This window comes from Agromyces bracchium, from assembly GCF_009709675.1.
GTDB lineage: Bacteria > Actinomycetota > Actinomycetes > Actinomycetales > Microbacteriaceae > Agromyces > Agromyces bracchium.
The window spans coordinates 23,909-45,685 of the sequence record NZ_WMLB01000027.1; the positions used below are offsets into that span (position 1 = coordinate 23,909).

General features: G+C 72.2%; 16 protein-coding genes. 2 read left to right on the forward strand and 14 right to left on the reverse strand.

The features are described from left to right. Positions 1 to 6: 6 nt before the first annotated feature. From GJ743_RS13525 to GJ743_RS13585, 14 genes are all read right to left on the reverse strand, one after another. Positions 7 to 1,830, reverse strand: coding sequence for a VgrG-related protein (locus GJ743_RS13525; protein ID WP_155052449.1), 1,824 nt, complete (start codon positions 1,828 to 1,830; stop codon positions 7 to 9). Beyond that, positions 1,814 to 2,578: a CIS tube protein gene (locus GJ743_RS13530; protein ID WP_155052450.1), complete on the reverse strand. Its 765-nt coding sequence runs from the start codon at positions 2,576 to 2,578 to the stop codon at positions 1,814 to 1,816. The genes GJ743_RS13525 and GJ743_RS13530 overlap by 17 nt, the downstream gene beginning before the upstream one ends. A gap of 10 nt (positions 2,579 to 2,588) precedes the next feature. Further along, positions 2,589 to 3,032, reverse strand: a complete 444-nt coding sequence (locus GJ743_RS13535) for a phage tail protein (protein ID WP_155052451.1) — start codon at positions 3,030 to 3,032, stop codon at positions 2,589 to 2,591. 45 nt (positions 3,033 to 3,077) lie between these two features. Continuing rightward, on the reverse strand, positions 3,078 to 5,549 hold the full coding sequence (locus GJ743_RS13540) for a hypothetical protein (protein WP_155052452.1): 2,472 nt from the start codon (positions 5,547 to 5,549) through the stop codon (positions 3,078 to 3,080). A gap of 3 nt (positions 5,550 to 5,552) precedes the next feature. Then, positions 5,553 to 5,711, reverse strand: a complete 159-nt coding sequence (locus GJ743_RS19245; protein ID WP_196217003.1) for a DUF6760 family protein — start codon at positions 5,709 to 5,711, stop codon at positions 5,553 to 5,555. Then, the gene (locus GJ743_RS13545; protein WP_155052453.1) at positions 5,708 to 6,181 is read right to left on the reverse strand and encodes a hypothetical protein; all 474 of its coding nucleotides are present in this window, start codon (positions 6,179 to 6,181) and stop codon (positions 5,708 to 5,710) included. Before GJ743_RS13545 ends, GJ743_RS19245 begins: the two co-directional genes overlap by 4 nt. After that, positions 6,181 to 6,627 (reverse strand): phage tail protein, encoded by a 447-nt coding sequence (locus GJ743_RS13550; RefSeq protein WP_155052454.1) that lies wholly within the window; start codon positions 6,625 to 6,627, stop codon positions 6,181 to 6,183. The genes GJ743_RS13545 and GJ743_RS13550 overlap by 1 nt, the downstream gene beginning before the upstream one ends. 70 nt (positions 6,628 to 6,697) lie before the next feature. Further along, positions 6,698 to 8,263 carry a phage tail sheath family protein gene (locus GJ743_RS13555; RefSeq protein ID WP_155052455.1) on the reverse strand — a complete coding sequence of 522 codons (1,566 nt, stop codon included), beginning with the start codon at positions 8,261 to 8,263 and terminating at the stop codon, positions 6,698 to 6,700. A 168-nt stretch (positions 8,264 to 8,431) separates the two neighbouring features. Further along, positions 8,432 to 12,319 (reverse strand): phage tail protein, encoded by a 3,888-nt coding sequence (locus GJ743_RS13560; RefSeq protein ID WP_155052456.1) that lies wholly within the window; start codon positions 12,317 to 12,319, stop codon positions 8,432 to 8,434. Between the two features lie 73 nt (positions 12,320 to 12,392). Beyond that, on the reverse strand, positions 12,393 to 13,106 hold the full coding sequence (locus tag GJ743_RS13565; protein WP_155052457.1) for an eCIS core domain-containing protein: 714 nt from the start codon (positions 13,104 to 13,106) through the stop codon (positions 12,393 to 12,395). A gap of 109 nt (positions 13,107 to 13,215) precedes the next feature. Continuing rightward, positions 13,216 to 15,450 carry an SH3 domain-containing protein gene (locus GJ743_RS13570; protein ID WP_155052458.1) on the reverse strand — a complete coding sequence of 745 codons (2,235 nt, stop codon included), beginning with the start codon at positions 15,448 to 15,450 and terminating at the stop codon, positions 13,216 to 13,218. Positions 15,451 to 15,596: 146 nt separating this feature from the next. Then, positions 15,597 to 17,648 (reverse strand): ATP-binding protein, encoded by a 2,052-nt coding sequence (locus tag GJ743_RS13575; RefSeq protein WP_155052459.1) that lies wholly within the window; start codon positions 17,646 to 17,648, stop codon positions 15,597 to 15,599. A gap of 1 nt (position 17,649) precedes the next feature. Continuing rightward, a complete protein-coding gene (locus GJ743_RS13580) occupies positions 17,650 to 18,288 on the reverse strand; it encodes a DUF4255 domain-containing protein (RefSeq protein ID WP_155052460.1) in 639 nt (212 codons plus the stop codon). Positions 18,289 to 18,440: 152 nt separating this feature from the next. Beyond that, positions 18,441 to 19,064: a response regulator transcription factor gene (locus tag GJ743_RS13585; protein ID WP_155052461.1), complete on the reverse strand. Its 624-nt coding sequence runs from the start codon at positions 19,062 to 19,064 to the stop codon at positions 18,441 to 18,443. 166 nt (positions 19,065 to 19,230) lie between these two features. On the opposite strand from GJ743_RS13585, the gene GJ743_RS13590 reads away from it, so the two are divergent. Both GJ743_RS13590 and GJ743_RS13595 read left to right on the forward strand, forming a co-directional pair. After that, entirely contained in the window at positions 19,231 to 19,548 is a 318-nt protein-coding gene (locus tag GJ743_RS13590; RefSeq protein ID WP_155052462.1) for a PAAR domain-containing protein, read from the forward strand. An 80-nt stretch (positions 19,549 to 19,628) separates the two neighbouring features. Next, the gene (locus GJ743_RS13595; RefSeq protein ID WP_155052463.1) at positions 19,629 to 21,776 is read left to right on the forward strand and encodes a COG1470 family protein; all 2,148 of its coding nucleotides are present in this window, start codon (positions 19,629 to 19,631) and stop codon (positions 21,774 to 21,776) included. The last annotated feature ends 1 nt before the right edge of the window (position 21,777 follow it).

Genomic DNA, 21,777 nt, shown 5'->3' on the forward strand with positions numbered 1-21,777 from the left:
TGGCACTCAGTTGATCTTCACGAGGCTGCCCGACACGACCGTCGACCCCGACGACGACAGCTGCGCGGACGCCTTGCCCGTGAGCGAGACCTTCGCGCCGCTGAGGTCGAGCGAGGTCGCACCCTCGATCGTGACCTTGGGCCCCGACAGCTTCAGCTCCGACTTCGCCGCGACCTCGACCTTGGTTCCCGAGACCGACACGTCGCCGGTCGCGGTGACCGTCGCGTCGCGTTCGGCGGTGACCTCGACAGGTCCGGCGGCGATGATGCGGATGCCCTTCTCGGCGGTCTGGGTGAGGGTCACGTGCTGGCTGCCCTCGTTGGTCGACACCCGGACGAACTCCTCGCCCGCGCGCTCGACGAACTCGAGCACCATGCCCGTACGCGACGTGAAGCTGCGCCGGACCACCGAACCCGACTCGACGGCGGGCGCCCAGCCGCCATGCGGCGCGTCGAGGCCGTTGTAGAGCCCGCCGAGCACCACCGGCCGGTCGAACGAGCCCGCCTCGAACGCCACGAGCACCTCGTCGCCGACTTCCGGCAGCACCATCGAGCCCCGCTCGCCGCCGGCACCGACCTGCACGACCCGGGCCCATCCGCTCACGTAGTCGTCCGAGAGGATCGGAAAGGTCAGCTTGACCCGACCCTCCTCCTCCGCCCCGCCGCCCTGGACGTCGCTGACGAGTGCGCTGACGACGCCCGTCATCGTGGCGGCCGAGCCCCGATCCGGCCTCGTGCCCGCCCCGAGGAGCGAGCGGTCCGACGCGTCGCTCACGGTGAACGAGGTCGTGTAGCCCTGCTCGGCGGTGAACTCGTGCCGCGACTCGGTCACGACGTACCGCCCGTCGAACGGCGCCCCGAAGCCCTGCAGCCGCACCGCCGTGCCCGAGCGGATCCCGGGGTTGCCGAGGATCTGCGCCTCGATCTCCGCGAACCCGCCGGCGATGCGCGCCGAGAGCGACGTCGCGAGCCGGTCCTGCGGCTGCTGCGAACCCGTGCCCGCCCCGCTCACGTACGGGGGGCTCGAGAACACGTTCGCCACCTTCACCGGGTCGAGCGTGGGCAGCTCGGCCGACTCGGTCTTCGCCGGTGCGGTCGACACGACCTTCTCCTTCGCCGCGACGTCCCAGCCGCGGACCTCGACCTCCGGCACCTGCTCCGCGCTCGTGATCGTCGAATGCAGGTACACGATGTTGCGCCCGTGCTCGATGACGATCGGGTCGTCGACCGCCGTGGCCGATCCGCCCGACGCGGATGACGCGGTCGTCGGGGGCCCGAAGTCGAGACGCCCCTCGGTGACGGCGAACACGCAGCCCGAGTCATCCGCCAGTCGCTTCAGGAACACCCAGTCGCTGACGTTGTCCTGCGTGGTGTGCGCCCGCACCGTCGGCGGGCCCGAGATCGTCCCGGCCGTCAGGCCGGCCCGCTCGGCGACCTTGCGCACGATGTCGGCCGTCGACATGTCGACGTACGCGGCGATCCGCCGCCCGCGGAACAGCCGGTGCGAGGCGTCGAGCCCGCGGACCCTCGTGCGGAGCTCGCCGGCCAGGTCCTCGCGGTCGAGCGCGGTCACCTCGCCCTCGAGGAGCTTCCGCTGCCCGTCCGCGCCGTTCTGCGACACGTCGATCACGACCTTCGCCCCGATCTCGAAGCCGGCCTGCGACAGCACGGTCCCGGCGGAGTCCAGGAACTCCAGTTCGAACGAATCGGGCAGGTTCGCGGCATCCGTCACCCGACTGCGCTCGAGCACCGCCGAGACCTCGGTCGGCAACGGCGACCCGGCCACCGAGACGAGGATGAGGCTCGTGTAGGCGTCAACGGACGAGGGCACGGGCGATCTCCTTCCTCGCGATCATGCGGCCGTCCGCGTGCGTGAGCTCCTCGAGCGTCGGGATCAGCACGGTGACGCCCGGCCGGAGCCGGAGCGGATCATCGATCCCGTTGACCTCGGCGAGTTCGCGCCAGCGGGCGGGATCGCCGTACTCGGCGTACGCGATCGCCGCGAGCGAGTCGCCCGCGCGCACGACGTGGGAGTGCCGCGGCAGCAGGCCGCCCGAGGTCGGGTTCTGCTTCGACGGCTCGTTCGCGAGCTCCTCGAGCGCGACCGTGCACACGGCGCGGAGCGGCGTGCCGTCGGGCGAGAACAGCGTGTACTTGGCCGAGACGCTCTTGATGTACCCGACGAAGCCCGTGAGCACGCCCCAGCGGAACTTCACCCACGGCGCCGACGGGCGGTTGCCGTCGACGGACGCGCTCGTGGGCGTGCAGGCCTCGAACAGCGCCTCGACCCGCTTGACCACGCTGCCGTCGCGCTGCCGCGTCTCGTCGAAGTACATCTCGACGCTCATCTTCTGCGGGTCGGGCCCCTGGTAGGTCGTCGGCGGCGCCGAGGCCGACTTCTTCTGGCTCTTGCTCTCCCACTTCGCCGATTTGGCGACCGTCAGCTCCTTCGGGTTGAGCTGGAAGTCGATGGTCGTGATCTTCGCGCCGACCTTGCCGGGCTTCTGGCCGGGCTCGTGCACGTCGATGGCGGCGTGCACGAGGTTCGTCGTGTCGGATGCGGTGGTCGTGATCGGCATGTCGGCGCCTTCAGTACGTCGAGCCCGTGCGGACGAAGCCGTTGTGGGCGATCTCGAGGGTCTCGGTGAGCACCTTGGGCTGGTCGGGGTTCAGGGCCGGGCCCGTCCACCGCACGGGGATCACGTCGTGCAGGTCGTAGGCGGCGACCGGCTTGTTGTCGGCGCTGCGGATCTCGATGCGCCCCGTGCCGCGCGACGGCGCGCTCACCGCCGAGACGACCCAGTTCACGACCGCGTCGGCCGTGTCCTTGCTGACGGGCCGTGAGAGCTTGATGTTCGGGTACTTCAGGCGGGTCGGGAACTGCCAGATGAACCCGTTGGCGCCGCCCTCCTCCCGCGTCTCGAGCACGACCTCGACGCCCAGGCCGTCGCAGGTGGAGAACTCCCCCAGGTCGTGCTCGTCGAGGTGCACGAGGTAGTGCACGCCGACGGCGATCTCGGTGTCGGTGAGCATGTCGCCTCCTTCGTTCAGGTCACGTCGACGCGTCGGCGTCGACCGTCAGATCCCATCGATGCGGATGCCTCGGCGCTCGCGATCGAGCAGGAGCTCCGCCTTGATGCGCCGGACCAGCGGTCCGTACAGCCGCCGCACGAGCTGTTCCACCTCTCCCGGCCCGGTCGCCCCTGCGCCGAGTGCCGCTCCGGCGGCGGCCGCGGCACCGCCGAGCGCCGACGCGGCGGCCCCGCCCGCCTCGCCGGCCGCCTGCTCGGCGCGCTCGCGGAGCTCGGATGCGCTCGGGACCGCCTCGCGGGCCGTCGCGATCGCGCCCGACGCGGCCTGCTCGGCACGCGACCTCGCGTCGCCCGCGGCCTCGGAGAGGTCGGACACGTCGGGCAGGTCGGGCATGTCGGGCACGCGTCGGCGGAGCGTCGAGAGGTCGGGGAGGTCGCTCGCGCTCGGCATCGACGGCAGGCCGAAGCGCTGCACCGCGAGCGACCCGCGGGGCGCTGACGTCGCGGGCGCGGATCCGGTGCGACGCGCGGCGCCCGCGGCGGATCGCTGTGCCGTGACATCCGTCGCCGTGGCCCAGGCGGCGGATGCCTCGGCGCGGGCGGACCCGTACGACTCGGCCGTCGGAAGCGGCACGGACGGACCCGCATCGCCGGTCGCGCCCGCGCCGGGGTGAGGCGTCGATCGGGCTCCGTCGAACGCTTCGGCGGGGCCGGGCACGCGGTTCGTGCGAGCGCCCGGTGCCTCGCCGGGCTGGAGGTCGCGTTGCACGTGCGCCGAAGGTCCTGCGTCCGGTGCGATCACGCGCGCCGCGACGACGCGTGATGACGCCGCAGGGCCGCGCGTCGATGCGCCCAGCGCCGGCACGATGCGCCGCGCCGGGGTGAGCGAGGTCATCGCGAGGGGCGCGTGCTGCGCGTCGCCTGCGTCGGCGAGGGCGTCGAGCCGGGTGCGTCGCTGCACGAACGCGGTGTCGCCGCGGCGTGTGCCCGAGATGCCGGTCAGCGGGGGCCCCGGAACCTCGGCGGCCCGGGCGACCGTCGGCGCATGCGATGGTGCGCCGGGCGTCGAAGAGACCCCATCGGCTGCCCGCGGTCCCGTGGCGACGGTCAGGTCCGCACTGGAAGGCGGTTCCATCGGAAGGTCCGACGGTGTCGGGACCGGGCCGCCCGCAGCGAGGTCGCGGTCGGCGAGGATCGGCGCGTCCGCGTTCGCCGCGTCTCGGCCGAGCGGCGCCCCCTCAAGCGCTGCGTCGTCGGATGCGGGCAAGCCGGGTCCGGCATCGACCGCCTCGTCCGGATCGTGCGGATGCTCCGGCGCGGCGATTGGCTCGAGCGCCGCCGACGGTCGGTCCGCGTCGTCGGGGCCGGCCCCGGCGCCGAGCACGTCGGCCATCGAGCGGAGGTCGCTCGACTCGGCGAGGCGCTGGACCGCGGAAGGGGCGAGCGGCGCGCCCAGGCCCGGCCGGCGCGGCTCAGGCGGCGGTACCGGTGCCACCGTCGGCGAGGCGGTCGGCGGCAGCGACGGTCGATCGATGGACCGGGACGCGATGGTCGGAGCCGCGCGCTCGCCCGACCTCTCGCCCGACCCGATCGCCTCGTCGGTATGGCCCGGCGGCCGATCGCCGGCGGCGTGGTCGTGCGCGGAGTGCTCGTCGGCGGAGTGCTGGTGGGCGGCGGGGAGGTGGCCGGCCTGGTCGTTGCTCGCGGCGGTCGCGCGCTGCACGGGGAGGTCGACCGCACCGTGGCCGGCCGCGCCGGCTCCCCGCGGGGAGGATCCCGTCACCGGCAGGCTGTCGCCGCGAGCGCCGCGGTCGAGATCCGCGGCGCTGGCCGCCCCGGTCGCGCCGTGATCCGCGCCCGACCCCGCGCCGAGCGTCGGGGCATCGATCGCCGGTTCCGCCGCGGGCGGCGGTTCCGGCTCCGCCGACGCAACCGCCGCGCTCGTCGCGAGCGCATCCGACCGGGCGATCGGGCCCGCGAAGCCCGTCGCTTCCGCGGCATCCGTCACCGCCGCGGCATCCGTGGCCCCTGTGACCTCCGTCGCAGCCGCGGCATCCGTCGCCTCCGCGACATCCGCCACCGGCGTCTCACCCACGGCGGCGCGCTGGACGCCGACCGCGGGAACCGGCTGACGACCCGACCCCGCGCCGCCGGCCGGTCGCGCCGGCCGCAACGGCAGGTCGACCGCCGTCGCGCGCTGGATCGGCACGCCGAGCGCCGCGTCGTCGACGGCGACGGTTCCGGCGGGCGCGCGACCGTCGACGAGGTGTCCCATCGTGCCGAGCGACGACGGCACGACCCTCGTCGGCAGCCCATCGACGAACCCCGTCCGCAACGTCGCGGGCGGGGAGCCGCCGACCTCACGCTGCAGCGGCGGCAGGAAGGCCCAGCCGGCCGGGGCCGGAGCCGGAGCCGAGACAGGGGCATCCGACGTGCGCGCGGGGCCCGAGGCATCCGTCATCGCCGGGTCGGCCGCAGCCGTGCCCGCGCGTCCGGTTCGCTGCCACGGCCACCGCACCGCTCAACCGCCCTCGTTCAGCCGGGTGTTGATCGCCGCGATCTCCTGCACGTAGCGCTTTCGCGACGCGTGCTCCATGTCGAGGATGTCGTCGAGCGACCAGTGGAAGTGATAGGCGACGTACGCGACCTCCTCATGGATGCGGTCGGCCGGGTACGTCATGATTCCCCCAGGCGCCCACCCGCGAGGTCGGCCGTGAACCGGTGCGAGCACTCGGGGCAGGTCACGGCGATCCGGGTGTGCCCCTCGGCGTTGATGCGCCGGTAGAAGTCCTGCAGGAACGCGACATCCGACGCGAACATGTTCTCGATCACCGAGCCGTCGACCGACGGCAGGGTGCCGAGCGAGGTGATCACGCGGCCGAGGAGCACCACCGTCGTGAACGCGGCATTCTCCTGCACGCGGGCGTCGTACAGCGGCAGCAACTCGTCGCGCGCCGTGGCGAGGCGCATGACCCCGCGTCGGTGCACCGTGCCGTCCTGGCCGACGTAGCCGCGCGGGAGCTCGAACGCGAACTCGGTGCGCATGACGCCGTCGTCGGCCGCCCCGAGGCCCTGAGCGCCCGGCGACTCCGGCGCATCCTCGGTGCCGGATGCCGCCGTGCTCGGCATCGTCGCGATGACCCGCTGCATCAGGTCACCTCGGACTCGTCGAAGCAGACGGTGAACTTCTCGGTCGCCTGCTCGGTCGCGCCCGCCTTCAGCGAGTTGATCTCCACCGAGCGAACCCAGCAGTTGCGGAACTCGTACTTCTTGAGGGTGCCGCCCTGGTAGTCGAGCAGTTCGACCGAGGCGTTCTTGCGCGCGCCGGCGACGTCGCCGTTCATGACGACCTTCAGCCAGTCGCTGATCGTCTTGGACTCGGTGAGGCCGCGGGTGACCGTGAACTCCCCCGTCTTCGCGCGACCGATGAGCTGGCGGGCCACGTACTTGCCGTCGGCGAGCTGCTGCTTCAGCTCGATCTTGTCGACCTCGTTCTTGAGGCCGGTGACCTCGGTGACCTTCGGGATCTCGATGCCGTCGATGGTGACCTTGAAGGCGTAGGCCGGTGAGGAGTCGAAGGAATCGGCGAGTGCCATGGCGTGCTCCTGGGTTCGGTTCGGTCGGATGGTGGTCCGGGTGGGATGGTGGTCCTGGTCGCTCCCGCGGTCACTCGGTCACGAGGCTCGTGCCGCCCGAGAACTGCGACAGCTGGAAGACGACGAACTCCGCCGGCTTCACGGGCGCGACGCCGATCTGGCAGACGACCTGTCCCGAGTCGATGACGTCGGCGGGGTTGGTCTCGTCGTCGCACTTGACGAAGAACGCCTCGTCGGGCGTGCGACCGAAGAGCGCGCCCTTGCGCCACTCGCCGATCAGGAACGCCGAGATCGAGCGGGTGAGCTTGCCCCAGAGCGCCGGGTCGTTCGGCTCGAACACCGCGAACTGCGTGGCGTTGAGGATCGACTTCTCGAGGTAGTTGAAGAGCCGCCGGATGTTGACGTACCTCCAGGCGGAGTCGCTCGAGAGCGTGCGTGCGCCCCAGACCCGGATGCCGCGGCCGGGGAAGCTGCGGATGGCGTTCACGCCGATGGGGTTCAGCAGTTCCTGCTCGGTGCGGGTGAGCTGGGTCTGCAGTTCGACGGCGCCCCGGACGACCTCGTTCGCCGGCGCCTTGTGCACGCCGCGCTCGCTGTCGTTGCGCGCCCAGAGCCCGGCCATGTGCCCCGACGGAGGCACGTAGCGGTTCGTGCCGGTCGCGGGATCGAGCACCGTGAACCACGGGTAGTACAGCGCCGCGAACTTCGAGTCGTAGCCGGCGTCGTTGCGCCGCCACTCGACGACGCCCTGCGCCGACAATTCGGGCGGCGGGTCGAGGATCGCCATGCGGTCGCCCATGAGTTCGCAGTGGGCGATCACGGCGAGCTGCACGGCCTTCACCGTCTTCAGGTCGATCGCGCCCTGCTGGAACGCGGCCATCAGGTCGGGGATCGCGACCATCGTGACCTCCTCGACCTCCTCGAGGCCGCTGAAGCCGGTGCGGTCGGCCGAATCGCCGATGTAGTCCGAGGCGGCGAGCCCCTCGTGCACGACGGGCTGCTCCTCCGGTTCGGGCACTTCGAGGTCGAAGGTGCCGTTCTGCGGGCGGATGGCACCGGCCGCGGCGTCCGCCTCCTCGACGACGACCGCCTTCGACTCCGCGAGCTTCGTCACGACGAAGTTCGGGCTCGCCGGGCTCGCCGACACGCCGTCGTACACCTCGGGCGAGCGGCCCTCGACGGTCACGGCGATCTTGAAGCTGCCCTCCTCGGCGCCCTCGGCCTCGGTGTCGCTCACCTCGACCTTGACGGGCTTCGCGTTCGGCGACGCGTTCTTCGCGGTGAAGACGTAGTTGCCGATCTTCGCCGTCTGCGGGCCGGCCGGAAGCTGCTTCTGGCCGCCCTTGCGGCCCTTGCCGCCGCCGTCGCCCGAACCGGCGCCGATCCGCACGACGTAGCAGTTGCCGCCACCGTTCAGGAAGTAGCCGTAGACGGCATAGGCCAGGTACGCGCCCTCGACCAGGCCGCCGAACTTCTCGACGTACTGGGTCCAGTTGGACACGAGGGTGGGCGCATTCTCGGGGCCCTTCGGCGCCAGGCCGATGAACGCGGCGACGGCGGTGCCGACGCCCTCGATCGGCCGGGTGCCGGCCTCGATCTCCTGCACGTACACACCGGGAGAGAGGTAGGTGGGCATCGGAGGCTCCTTCGCTGGATCACGTGGTTCCAGCGTCCGCGCGCGCGTGCCTCGACGTGCAGTCTGTCGGTGCGTGCGGGTGGGTAGTCGTGGCTGCGCGATCGGGCAGGGCGTGGCCCGGCGGATGGCGCGGTGCGACCCGTCGACGCGGTTGTGGGTGGCGACGACTCAGCGACCACGGCGCGCAGATTGACGCTCTGCGATACTCGCGGCGAGGAATTCGACGACGTCGAGAAGCTGTCGAAGTGCCGCGCCGTCGATCGCGGAGTCGGATGGGACGGGCGATCCGGTTCGCTTGCTCTCGACGTGTTCCTCGTCGCGCGATTCCTTGGTCAACCGTATTCGGCTCGCGAGCGGACCCGCGAATGCGTTCTTGACCGCCTGCGAGACCCTGTCCGGATCCTTGGCCTCGGGATGCCCAGCCATGACCTTCCGCAGCCCGGCCAGCGCGACATTGTCGGCGTGCTTCTGCTTCTCGGTCTTTCGATCGGCGGCGCCCTTGTAGATCATGATCGTGGTCATGCGCGCGTAGAGCCGGTCGTCGTCCTTCTTCGACATCCGATACTTCGCGTAATTCGAGATGAAGGCCTGGATCCATGCCCGCGGGATGACGTGCTCGCTCTCCAGTCGATTCTTTTTCGCGCGCTTGTCTCGACCGCCGTAGCCTCTCGAACCTTGATCCTTGTGCCGCCCGACCTCACCCACGACGCCTTTCTTCCCAGCGTCGGCGAATTCCTCACGCGGTGGCTCACCCGTGTAGCCGATTCGCGCCCAGACCTCCTTGATCACCTTCACAAGGTCGTCGATGGCTGCCCGGTTCTGGGCCTCCACCGAATCCTTGGCGTTCACCTTCGCCTTGACGGCTGCCGCCAGGTTGATGACTTCCAATGCCTCTTTGGCCAGCGCGGGCCGCTTGTCGCGTGTCGCTTTCTTCGCCGCTCGCTTCTGGTGCGCGGCGACTGTCGCCTTTCGACTAGCTATTGTGAGCTCGAGCGCACCCGGGGCGCCGGAAGTCGCGAGCGTGTGCGACTCCCCGCCTACGGCGAATGTCCGCTTGAAGAGTCGAAGTGCCGCCGCCTTCCCGGCCTCGACCTTGCCCTTCACCCACGCCTTGCCCGCCGCGACCTTCGCCTTGACCTTCGTGCTGATGCCCTTGATGCCGCGGATGATCGGGCCGGCGACCTTGAGCCCGGTCTTGATGAGGAAGTCGAGGGCCTTGTTGATCGGCCGCTGGATGGCCTGGATGATCGAGCGGATCTTCTCGCCGATGCCGCCGATGCCGAGGACGCTCGCGATGAAGCCGATGAGGATCGGCACCATCTGCCCCAGTGCGCTCTCGACCTTGTCGACGACGACGCCGACCCGGCCCTTCGCGATGTCGACGACGCCGTCGATGACGGTGTTCACGAACTGCGCGATGCGCTCGGCGTTGTTCACGAAGAACATGACGACGTCGTAGATCAGCTTGCACGCCTTGATGAACGCGGCGGCGGGGTTCAGCAGGCTGATCAGCCAGGTGATGCCCGCGGCGATGATCTTCGTGATCACGAAGTCCTGGATCTGGTCGACGATCATCGCCTTGAGGTCGCCGATCTTCTCGACGAGCTTGTCCCAGAGCCCGGCCACGCCCTGGTCCTTGATGATCTGGAAGATCTCGACGCCGCGCTCGACCGCCGCCATCGCCGTCTCGCCGATCTGCCGGACGAGTCGGTTGCGGATGTTCGCCCAGGTGAGGCCGAACACCGAGGCGAGCAGCTTCACGATGCCCTTGAGGTCGAACGTGTCGGGGATCTCGATGCCCGCGTCTCCGAGTTGGCCGAACAGCCAGCCGAGGAGGCCCTTCTTGAGGTGCGTGGTGATGTTCGCGAAGAACTTGTCGATGCCGCCCTTGATGCCGCTGATGAGGTTGCCGAGGAAGCCGACCGGATCGCCGACGATGTCGCCGATGACGCTCGCGGCGCGCGAGAGCGCGCTCCGCAGCATCGCGGCCAGCTGGCGGATGGTGTTGATGACGGCCTTGATCGCGCCGATCGCCTTGTCGACGAGCCCACGGTTCTCGGCCTGGAGGGCTTCGATGCGCTCGTCGAGCCCCTTGCGCGCCTCGACGTACTTCGTCGCGAGCGTCTGGACGACGTCGTTCTCCTTGTCCTTGACCTCGCTCTCGAGTTGATCGAACCGGTCCCCGATCTCCTTGGCGGCATCCGACCCCACCCGCTGCAGGTCCTTCGGCAGCGACTTCACGTAGGAGGCGATCTCGCCGCGACCCTTCGCGATGCGCTGCTTCGCCGCGGTCAGGGCTCCGCCGACGAGGTTCGCGACGCGATCGATCACGCCGTCCATCTGCGCGAGGTAGAGCTCGCGACCGGCGACGTAGAACTCGTTGACCTTGTCGGGCATGCCGAAGAGCTTGTCCTTGGCCCAACGGAGGCCCCCGAGCCATCCGCCGTACCGGTCTCGCTTGTAGGCCGACATCTTCGCCGCGACGTACGACTCGAAGCGCGCCCTCGCGGCGGCCTCTCCTCGTTCGAACTCCGCCTCGACCTTCGGGTCGATCCCGTCGAGGATCTTCTTCACGTCGGTCTCGGTGGCGCTGAAGATGCCCTGGATCTTGGCGGTGACCTCGGCCCGCCGCTGCTCGTCCTTCGTCTTCGTGCGGCCCTTGTCGGCGACGAGCTTGGCGAGCGCGGCCGCCTTGGTCCCCTGCATGCCCTGCACGCCCGCCGCCGTGGCCGCGCCGGCCTGGGCCTTGCCCTGGGTGATGGTCGCCTGCTCCACGGCCCGGTACTCGCCAGGGGCCGAGTCCGCGTGCGCCGCCGCCGTCCGCTTCTCGGCGAGCGCACCCTCGAACTCGGGCTCGCCCGACTTCGCGAGCTGCTCGTCGGTGACGTTCGCGTCGACCATCTCCTGGTCGACCTCGCGCTTGCCCGCCTCGAGGTTGAGCTGCTCCGCGGGCGCGGGCTTCGGCACGGCTCCGGCGGCGGGGATCTGCGCGACCTGCCCCGGGTTCTCGGCCGCCATCGGCGTCACGGGCTTCGGCACGGCCTTCGACTGGTCGGGCGGCGCCGCCGTCGCGGCCTCGATGTCGTGCGCCGCGCCCTCCTTGCCCTGGCCGACGAGCCCCTTCACCTCGCCCTTGACCTCGCCGGCCTTGCCCGACTTGGCGTAGTCGTCGGCCTCCTTGAGGGTCTTCGGCGACTTCGCCTCGATCGCGGACTTGACGGCGGCGATGAAGGCCTTCTTGTCGAAGGTCCCCGGCTGCTGGGCGTCCATCGAGTCGGCCTTGGCGGCCTTCGCCTGACCGAGGAGGTCGTCGCTCGGGGCGACGGCGGCGTCCTGCGCCGCCTTCGCCTTCGACGCCGCGGGCGGGTGGGCGCGCTTCGCCGCCCCGAACGACTTCACCCCGCCCGCGACCCGCGTGAACGCGGGGTCCTTCTTCGGTGCGACACCGGGGGGCTGCACCGGCGGAAGGAGCAGCTTGTCGGCCGTCAGCGGCTTCGGCCCCGCGAGGGCCGCCGGGCCGCCGCCGCCTCCCGCGGCACGCGGGGCCGCCGCGGCCGGCCCGGCCTTGACCGCGGTGCGCTTGGCCGCGGCCTTCCCGAGCGGAGACTTGGCCGGCACGGGCTTCGGCGGCGGGACGGCCTTCTTCGCCGGCACCGAGCCGGGACCGAAGCCGGTGATCCGCACCGCGAGCGCCGAAGCCGGCGGCTTCATGCCCTCGAGGTCGACCGGGATCCCGACCGCCTTCGCCTGCTTGAGCCCGCGTTCCACGCGTTCGATGTCGGGTTCGTCGCGGCGCAGCTCGACGAGCGCGCCGTCGATCTCGACGACCGCGTCGCCGCCGGGCCGCCGCCACTTCGCGGCGACGAGGGCGCTGACCGCGGCGTTCCCGGCCGCGCGCTGCAGCGCGAGGATCGACTCGGTGCCGGGCGGCGCCGCTCCGCGGTCCAGGCTCCGGCGGGCTGCGGCGAGCGCGGTGGTCGTCGCCGAGCGGATGCCGCCGGGCGGGCGCCGATCGACGGGCGGTCGATCGCGTGTCGTCTCCGCGGCGAGCGTCATCGACGTCGACTCCGGTCAAGTGCCGGGCGTCGGTCGGGGCGGTGCGGAGGTCCGAGCCATGGCCGGTCGCGGCTCAGGTCGCCGCCTCCTCCTCCGGTTCCTCCGCATCCTGGCGCTGCACGAAGAGGCCCTGGACGGACTCGTCCTCCTCCTCTTCGCCCTGGCGCTGCACGGTCGGGGTCGCGCCCGGGTCATCCGCCTGCCGCTGCACCGGCGTCGGCTCGCCCATCACGCGCGCCGCGTTGTCGGCGGCCGCGCGTTCGAACCGGTCGCCCGGGTCGCTGACGCTGATGCCGCTGCCCGCGGGCGACCCGTCGACCGGTCCGGAACGCTGCTGCACGACATGCGTGAGCTCGTGCGCGATCGTGGTCCGCCCCGCCGTCGTCGACGGGTCGTAGGCGTCGCGCTGGAACACGACGTGCGACCCGACGGTGTACGCGTGCGCGTTGACCGACCGCGCGGACTCGTGCGCCGGCGCATCCGTGTGCACCTTCACGTCGCCGAAGTCGGCGCCGAGCCGCTCCTCCATGTCGGTGCGCAGCCCGGGGTCGAGCGACGCGCCGCCCGACGAGATCACGTCGTGCACGGGCGATCGGCCCTCCTCGACGAGGTCGCTGACCGCGCCGTTGCCGGCGTCGCGCTGCAGTCGCAGCAACCCGGCGGGTCCGATCGCGTCGGCGCGCCGCGCGGCGAGCCCTGCCGCCTCCGTCGCGACCGACGCCTCGCGTGCGGTCTCCGGCTTGCGGCCCGCCGCCGGCTCGGCGGGGTCCCAGTCGTGTGCGTGCATGGTCCACCTCCACGATCGCCCGATTCCATTGCACCGCCGCCGCGCCCCGGCCGGGCGAGGTCTGCCCCTTCGGGCACCCGGATGCACCCGAACGGCCTCCGACACGCGATCACGGGAGCACCACGACGTAGCGCTTCGACACGTAGCGCATGTGCCCGCCGAAGAGCACGGCGAACCATGCTCCGCTCTGCCCGATGATGTCGATGCGCGCCCCGCGCGGGAGCACGTCCACGCGCGCCGTCGCGAGGTCGGGTCCCTCGCGGACGTTGAGCCAGGCGGGCGTCGTGCGGCCCACCTTCGACAGCGATTCGACCGCGGCGACGGCCCCGCCCCCGGCCGCTGGCGGAGTCGGGGCGGTCCGTACGATGCCGAGCTTCGTGAGGATCGTGTTCTCGGACGGATCGGCGTCCGTGAGCCGGTCGACGCTCTCCCCCGCGGGCGGCCGCAGCCGCGTCCCGCCTCCGGCGTTGGCGCGGAAGAATCCCTCGGTGTGGGCGTGCGGCCACGTCGCGCCCCCGAGCATGATGTGAGCCCGCGTGGGCGCGGCGGCGCTCGCGTGCGGGAGGAGGTCGACGATGCGCGTGGCGAGCCACTCGTCGGACAGGTGCTTCCGGAGTGCGTCGAGCGAGGTCGCGGCTTGCACGATGCCGGTGATCGCCGCCACCCGGGTCGGGTCTGGGCCGAGGCGCACCTGATCGAGGGCGACGCGCCCGCCGGCGCCGATCGAGCCGATCGCCCGGATCTTCGGGGCCAGTTTCGATTCGAACGCGGCCGCGTTCTCCATGCCCCAGATCTCGCCCGGCGTCTGATGGTCGGAGTCGTGGAACTCGCTGAGCCCGCGCGAGGACTGCTCGGCGACGCGTGCCAGCCCCGAGATGTCCCCGGTCGATTCGAAGACGTCGAAGATCTCCGCGATGACCACGTCGCCGTACGACGTGAATCCGTGCCCCTTGCGCGCCGTCATGGCCGCGGTCGCGGCGGCGGCATCCCGCGCCCACAGCACCACGAGGCTTCGGGCGGCGCCCTCGGGCTCATGGCCCTTCTCGACGTAGTCGGCCGGGTTCGTCGAGGCGGCGGCCTCGTCGCCCGGGATCGTCTGGTGCAGCTCGCCTGCGGCCGTGATGTACGAGCCGGGGCCGACGGATGCCACGTTCCCCTCGACGGTGCGCCCGCCCGCCATGTTGCGGATGAGCGTGGCGATGCTGGGGTTCGTCGTCAGGCTGTGGAGGATCGTCGCGCGCGCGAGTGCGGGGTTCGCCGGAAGGTTGTCGGCGACGGGCTCGGCCGCGGTCAGGCAGGCGTTCAGGACGATACGGGCGTCGGGGCCGGGTGCCATCACGGCGACGAGGCCGCGGATGAATCGCTCGGTCCGTCGCCTGCTCGTGGTGCCCGGGGCGTCGGAGGCGGCCGAGTCCGGTGCACCCGGACGCCCGGCCAGCTCGATGCCGGTCGGCCCGCCGTGGCCGGCCAGCATCACCTGCTTGACCCGGCCCGCCTGGCCGTAGGTCCGCGCCAGGGCGGTGAGACGTGCGCCGGCGGCCTCGAGGGTCGTGGCGCCCTCGATCATCAGCGCGAGGTTGGCGGCGTTGGTGACGACATCGGTGAGCTGCGCGTCGTCGTGGAAGGCGCCGTTGTGGTCGGTCCCGGTGTGCAGGATGATCAGCAGCGGCTTGCTGCGGCTCCGGTCCGCCCGGTTCGTGATCAGCTGCTTGAGCAGCGCCTCCTGGAAGCGGTGCAGGTTCCGCACGTCGGGGACCTTCCCGATGTACGCGGCGGGGTCGGCGCCCCACTCCCGGTACGACTTCGAGTCGCGCCCCGTGTCGGCCTCGAGGTAGGCGTGGGCACGGCGGAAGTACGACGCGAGGTCGGCGGCCCTGCCGCTCCCGGAGAGCACGCCGAGCTCGGCCTTCGCTTCGTCCGTCCCGCCGAGACCCCGGTGAAGGTCCGCCTTGGGCAGTCGCGTCTCGAGCTCGCGGATCGTGCCGCCGAGCTTCACCGCGTCCGCGAGCGCGGTCGTCCCGTCCGGCGGCTCGGCCGAGTCCTTCCGCTGCGATGCGCGGGCGAAGACCTCGAGGTCGCGCCGGTCGGTCGCCGATTGCGCGACGAGGTCGGCGCACGTGAACGGCCGGCACGGGTCCATGGGCGCAGGCGCACCGCGACGCGCCCACCGGAGCAGGTCCATGAGATCCCGACGGGTCGCCGCCGACAGTGCCGGGTCGGTCATCCAGTCGGGCCGGTCGCGGGCGTAGTCGTCGAGCTCGCCGAGCGTGAGCGTCGTGAGCGTCGCCGCGGGCTTGAACGCGACGACCGGTGCGACCGGTGGTGCGCCCTGCCGTTGCAGCACGCCGGCGACGGCATCGTTCCCCGCGGACCGCTGAAGGTCGACGACGCGCTGCGCAGGCGCGGGTTCCGCCCTCAACGGAGGCTGCCGGTCGCGCCGTCGCCCGTCGAGCCGTGTCGGCCTCCTGCCGGCCCCGGACGCGAGGCGCGTCATCCGCTGCCCACCTCGGCCCAGTAGCGGCCGAACTCGCGCTCGACCACGAGCCGGCCGAGCTTGCGGTACTCGCGGTGCACCGCGACGATGAGGTGCTTCATGCGCACCGTGCCGTGCTCGGCCGCGGCGAGGTACGCGGCGGTGATGGCGGCAGAGCGGATGGCGCCGCCCGCGAGCTCGAACGACTGGCCGAGGAACTCGAGGTCGATGTCGTCGTCGCGGCCGAGCCGGCTGCCGAGGCTGCGGTCCCAGAGCCTGGACCGGTGGGCGGCGTCCGGCATCGGGAAGTCGACGATGACGTCGAGGCGCCGCGTGAACGCCTCGTCGATGTTCGCCCGGAGGTTCGTCGCGAGGATCGCGAGGCCGTCGAAGGTCTCCATGCGCTGCAGCAGGTAGGCGCTCTCGACGTTCGCGTACCGGTCGTGCGCGTCCTTCACGTCGCTGCGCTTGCCGAACACGGCGTCGGCCTCGTCGAAGAGCAGCACCGCGTTGGTGCCCGTCGCGGCCCGGAAGATCCGCTCGAGGTTCTTCTCCGTCTCGCCGATGTACTTGTCGATGACCGTCGACAGGTCGATGACGTAGAGGTCGAGCCCGAGCCCGCCGGCGACCACCTCGGCCGACATCGTCTTGCCCGTGCCGGAGTCCCCGGCGAAGAGGGCGACCACCCCGTGGCCCCGACCGCCGCCCGGTCGCATGCCCCAGTCACCCAGCACCTGTTCGCGATGGCGTGCGCGCAGCTCGATCTCTTGGAGGGCGTTCAGCGGCGCCGCGGGGAGCACGAGGTCGTCCCAGCCGACCCGCGGGTCGACGCGGCGGGCGAGGCGATCGAGCGCCGACGCGTTCTCGGCTCGCGCTCCGGCGGCGAGGTCGTCGGCCGTCAGCGCGCCGCTCCGGGAGACCGTCGCCTGCGTGCGCGCCGTGCGCGCCGCGCGCTGCACCTGCTCGGGACGGAGCCGGAACTGGCCGGTGACCTCGGCGACGTCGATCGACTCGGCGGCGGGCCCGAGGAAGTCGCGCCACAGCCGCGCGCGATCGTCGACGGTCGTCGGTTCGACCTCGATCATCGCCGGCAGCTCGCGCCACCACGACGGGTTCCAGGTCGTGTCGCCGACGAACACCGTCGGCTGGGGCGAGTCGGCGAGCACCTCGACGAGCGCGGCGGGTGTCGTCTCGGTGAGCGGCCCGACGATGAGGCCGGAGCCGCGCAGCCGCACCTCGCGGACCGCGGCGTGGGCGAGCGGGATCGCCTCCTGCTCGCCGCCGAGCCGGGAGAGGTCGAGGTAGAGCGCGCCGAGCCCCTGCGCCCGCAGTCCGCGATGGGCGACGGCCTCGCCCGAGCCGGTGGCCGGCTCGCGCAGGTGGATGAGACGGATGCCGGCCGCGAGCGCGGCCGCCACGCGGCTCGGGTCGCCCCATTCGACCGACGACGGGTCGCGGACGACGCCCTCGAGCGCGCGGTCGGGCCCGTCGTCGCCCAGCAGGTGTCCGACGACGCGGTCGGGGACCCGCACCGCCCGGCCCGGCAGCGGCCGCTCGTCGTCCTCGACGACCACGAGGCCGCCCGAGACGAGCGGCCCGGAGATGAGCCGGGCCCGGTCGGCCGCCGACGTGAGCGGCACCCCGCAGAGTTCGAGTGCGAGCGCGAACGACGGACGGCGGCGGCCGACGTCGTCGTTGAGGTACCCGAAGAAGCGCTCGAACCTCGGGTCGAGGTCGGCCGCCAGCGCGATGACGAGCAGGTCCTCGTCGATCGGGCCCAGGCCGAAGGCCTGCGACAGGCGCCGGAGCCGGAGTTGGTGCCCGGCGGCCTCGGCGAGGTCGGCGGCCTGCTCGGTCTCGGCGAGGCGAGCCGAGGCATCCGACCAGTCGGGCACCCCCGGCGCCCCCGCCAGCAGGCGGTCGACCATCTCGTCGCTGAGGTAGAGCCCGCGGAACGGATCGTCGGGCTGCGGATCGACCGCACGCCGAGCCGCCACCAGCCGTCGGATCCGGTCCTCGATGACGCCGACCCGACCCAGCAGGTGCACGATGCCGGGGTCGGAGATCATGTCAGCTCCCCGAGCGGGCATGGCCCGTGCCGACCCGCGGCCGGGTTCCGACCTGGTCGGTCGCACCGATCGATTCGGCGCTGATCCGCGTCTCCACCCGGTCGACCGGCGGGCCGGCGGCGTACGAGATGCCGCGCGTCATCGGCGCGGTGATCACCACGTCGAGCGACGGCTTGAGTTCGCCGCCGAGCGACGACCAGACGTCGGCGAATGCCCGGTCCTCCGGCGGCGGCAGGGCCACGTTGATCGAGCACGGAAGCCCGGTCTCGGCGAGCGTGTCGACGACGAACGAGTCGGGAACGGCGTCGTACTGCAGGAAGCAGCGCAGCAGCGCGTCGAGGAGGCGGTGCTCGTCGTCGGGGCGCTGCGTCCACGCCGTCACGAGGTAGGAGAGCTTGAAGAACCGCGGGGCGGGGATGCGGCTCGTGACGACGCCGTGCTCGTCGCGCACCTCGGTGAAGCCGTGCTCGCGGCGGCGCGTGTCCTCGCGGATGTCATAGAGGAAGAGGTCCACGGTCGGCGCGTTGCGGCGGGCCGCCCACTCCTTCGTCGGCGCGTCGAGGGCGACCTCGATGTCCGCGGCGATCCCCTCCGACCGTCGCACGAGGGCACGGATCGCATCGTCGATCTCGCCGATCATGCGTCAAGTGTGCGGGCGGCGCCCCGCGCCGGTCGGATGGGCCGGGGCATCCGCGGGGGCAGGGTCGGATTCCTCCTCGGGCAAGCGGTCGGCGCGGCGCTCCGCGCCTGCGCGCGCCGGCCTCCGCATCCGGCCTCGCGCGACCGGACGGGTCAGATCAGCCCTTCCCGCATCGCGTACGCGACGGCGTGCGAGCGGTTCCTCAGCTGCAGGCGGGTCGTGACGTCGTGCAGCACGTTCTTGACGGTGCGCTCCGAGTAGCAGAGCTCGGCCGCGATGTGGGCCGTGTCCCAGCCGTCGGCCACGAGCCGAAGCACCTCGATCTCCCTCGACGCGAGCCCGGTGAACGCGATGCCGCGCGGGTCGAGCACGGTGCGCTGGAGCCGGCCGACCTGGTCGAGCAGCCGACCGAGCAGGTCCGGCGGGACCGTGCCCTCGCCGGCGGCGGCCGAGGTGATGCACGACACGAGCCGGTCGGTCGTCGCCTCGGAGCGGCGGACGAACCCCACCGCACCGCTCTCGACGGCGCGGACGAGGTCCTGGTCGTCGAGTTGGGCGGCGATCAGGATGACTCGCGCCTCGCCGTTGCGACGGACGAAGCGCAGCGTGTTCAGCGACTCGTCGTCGACCGCGTCGACGATCACGAGGACGACGTCCGGCGGCTCATCCCCCTCGGCTGAGACGATCCGCACCTCGGGACGCGGCCGGAGCGCACTCGTCACCCCGGCCTCCGAGATCGGGTCCCGCGCGTACACGCGGACGGCGATGCGTGACATGGCATCCTCCTCGGCGCTGTCGACGGCGCCCGGCCGGTGCCGTCGCGAGCATGATCGCAACGGCCGCTCTCCGCGCACTCAACATGTCCTCAACGGGCGGCGGCGCTGCCCGTTCGCCCGCCCGCCCACCCGCCCGCCGGTGCAGCGCGCCGGGTAGCGTCGGGGCATGCCCGTCGGTCCCGCGCTCCGCGTCGGCGACATGGCCATGTGCCCGCTCGTCGACGGCGTCGTCCCGCACGTCGGCGGGCCGATCACGCCGGTGGCGTCGGTGCCGACCGTGCTCATCGCCGGCATGCCCGCCGCCGTGGCCAACGGCATCCCCGGCGGCATCGTGTGCGCCTCGCCCGCGCCGAACGGCATCGCCATGGGCAGCACGACGGTGCTGATCGGCGGGTTCCCGGCCGCGAGGCTCGCCGACCTGTCGATGCACGGCATCCCCGTGGCCCCGGGCCCCGGTGCCCCGACGGTGATCATCGGCGGGTGACCGAAAGGGCACGGCTCGTGCCCGGAAGGCGGGTCGGAGGGCCGACACGCGCGGCGCGATTCGTTCGTAGCGTCGGATGCATGGCCACGGTCGCCGACATCGAGCCTGCCTCGCTCACGATCACACCCGGGACGTCCGAGCAGTTCACGCTGACGCTCCGGAACGAGGGCGACGACGTCGAGGCGTATCGGCTCACGGCGATCGACGACGCCGCCGACCTCATCGTCATCGAGCCCGACACCGTGCTCGTCCACCCCGGCGAGACCGGCACCGCGGTCGCGACCATGCAGCTCGCGCACAGCGGCACCTGGGCCGTGGGCGAGATGGTCGTGCGCTTCCGGGTCGTCCCGGCCGGCGATCCCGACGACTTCCTCGTGCTCGAGGCGATCGCGACGATCCAGTCGTTCAGCGACGTCGCCGGGGTGCTGACGCCGCCGACGCTGGAGGGGCGCCGCGGCGCGTCGACCCGTATCTCGATCACGAACTCGGGCAACGCGCATGCCGAGGCCGACCTCGCCGTCTCGGCCGGCAACCTCGAGCTGACCATCGATCGCCCGCGGGTGGCCCTCCCGGCCGGATCCACCCAGGAGGTCGGCCTCCGGGTGCACGCCCGGAGCGTGCTGTGGCGGGGCGATCCGGAGCAGCACGACTTCACCGTCACGGTGACGCCGGAGGGGCAGCCGTCGGCGACGCTCGAGGGCACGTTCCGGCAGGTCCCGCTCCTGCCCGGCTGGACGTTCGTCGCGGCGATCGTCGGTGCCGCCGTGATCGGGCTGGGCGTGTTCATCGGCCTGGCCGTGCTCCTGTGGAACGGCCTCACCGGCATCGCGCGCCCGGTCGCCACGACCGAGGCCGCGACCGAGACGCCGACGTCCACGCCGACCGCGGAGCCCGTGAGCGTCGTCACCGCGCTGACCTCTCCGGCCGACCCGGACCCGGCCGCCGGCATCGTGGTCGCTACCGTGGCGGTCGATGCGGCGGATGCTCCGCAGGACGCGCTCGTCGCGGTCGCCGTGACCTGGCCCGACCAGCTCGCGCTTGCGAGCGATTCGTGCGTCGGATGGCTCGACGCCTCCACCGACGACCTCCGCGAGCCGGATGCGCCCGGACTGGTGCGCCCCGGCGACCAGTGCCTCATCGACCCGGGCGCGCTGCGCTCTCAGGCCGACCTGGAGTTCACCGTGCCGCCCGAGGGATTCACGGGCACCGTCAGCGCCAAGCCGAGCCGGCTCGTGAGCGTCGACGACACCCGGGTCTCCGAGGTCGATCCCGGCATCGACCCGAGCGCCGCCGAGCGGGTCGAGATCACGACCGACGCGCCGCCCTACTGGATGCAGGTCGAGGCGTACCGGCCCGACCCCGACTCGAGCACCCGCCAGTACGTCATGGCGGTGCACCGCTCGCTCGACGCCAACTCCGACGACGCGCAGTTCGCGTTCCGGATCTCGACGCCGGACTTCGCCGATCCGCCGAACCTCTTCGGCGCGTTCCTGCAGAACGGGGCCGCCGCGTGCGTGACCGTCGAAGAGGACGTCTGCGTCGTCGACTTCCCCGTCGACGTTCCCCCCGCCGAGCAGGGAAGCGGCCGGTGGGTGGGCGGCTCCCTCGAGACGCAGTGGATCTTCGTGCCGATCCAGGTCCCGACCGGCGAGTCGGCCGCGGGGCTCGTCTCGCTCGAAGCGGCGGGCATCACCGAGGGCGACGAGGAGCTGGGCGCGAACGAGGCGGCCGAGCTGGTTCCGCCCGCGACGGGCCCGCTCGTGCTGGGCTCCGACGTATTCCCCGTCGACGTCGAGTTCGACCCCTCCACCGCCGCCAACGGCGATGAGGTGCAGGCGACCGTGGAGCTGACCGCGGCGATCTTCGACGACCGCACGGCCGCCGAGGACGGTTCGCGTATCGTGCGGGTGAAGTTCGACTGGTCCGACCGGATCGACCTGACCGAGGACCCGGTCGGGTGCGCCGAGTACGACGCGGAGAATCGCGTCTGCACGCTCGAGGAGGCGGCCGCCGGCGACGAGCTGCCCGACATCGAGTTGACGTTCAGGGTCGACGACGATGCGACGTTCGACGGCACCGACCACGCCGACCTGCTCGCCAAGGCGAGCGTGCTCACCTACCCGCCCGAGGACGAGGACGACCTCACCGGCGGCGCCGACGTCCCCGGCGGCTGGCCCATCCGCTGGGACGCGACGGAGATCCAGCCCCTCGACTTCACGTTCGGGTGAG

What these genes read in the sequence shown, in the direction of transcription:
- GJ743_RS13530 (WP_155052450.1), bottom strand. Translation starts at nt 2,578, where the DNA reads ATGCCGATCACGACCACCGCATCCGACACGACGAACCTCGTGCACGCC.
- GJ743_RS13535 (WP_155052451.1), bottom strand. Translation starts at nt 3,032, where the DNA reads ATGCTCACCGACACCGAGATCGCCGTCGGCGTGCACTACCTCGTGCAC.
- GJ743_RS19245 (WP_196217003.1), bottom strand. Translation starts at nt 5,711, where the DNA reads ATGACGTACCCGGCCGACCGCATCCATGAGGAGGTCGCGTACGTCGCC.
- GJ743_RS13545 (WP_155052453.1), bottom strand. Translation starts at nt 6,181, where the DNA reads ATGCAGCGGGTCATCGCGACGATGCCGAGCACGGCGGCATCCGGCACC.
- GJ743_RS13550 (WP_155052454.1), bottom strand. Translation starts at nt 6,627, where the DNA reads ATGGCACTCGCCGATTCCTTCGACTCCTCACCGGCCTACGCCTTCAAG.
- GJ743_RS13555 (WP_155052455.1), bottom strand. Translation starts at nt 8,263, where the DNA reads ATGCCCACCTACCTCTCTCCCGGTGTGTACGTGCAGGAGATCGAGGCC.
- GJ743_RS13560 (WP_155052456.1), bottom strand. Translation starts at nt 12,319, where the DNA reads ATGACGCTCGCCGCGGAGACGACACGCGATCGACCGCCCGTCGATCGG.
- GJ743_RS13565 (WP_155052457.1), bottom strand. Translation starts at nt 13,106, where the DNA reads ATGCACGCACACGACTGGGACCCCGCCGAGCCGGCGGCGGGCCGCAAG.
- GJ743_RS13575 (WP_155052459.1), bottom strand. Translation starts at nt 17,648, where the DNA reads ATGATCTCCGACCCCGGCATCGTGCACCTGCTGGGTCGGGTCGGCGTC.
- GJ743_RS13580 (WP_155052460.1), bottom strand. Translation starts at nt 18,288, where the DNA reads ATGATCGGCGAGATCGACGATGCGATCCGTGCCCTCGTGCGACGGTCG.
- GJ743_RS13585 (WP_155052461.1), bottom strand. Translation starts at nt 19,064, where the DNA reads ATGTCACGCATCGCCGTCCGCGTGTACGCGCGGGACCCGATCTCGGAG.
- GJ743_RS13590 (WP_155052462.1), top strand. Translation starts at nt 19,231, where the DNA reads ATGCCCGTCGGTCCCGCGCTCCGCGTCGGCGACATGGCCATGTGCCCG.
- GJ743_RS13595 (WP_155052463.1), top strand. Translation starts at nt 19,629, where the DNA reads ATGGCCACGGTCGCCGACATCGAGCCTGCCTCGCTCACGATCACACCC.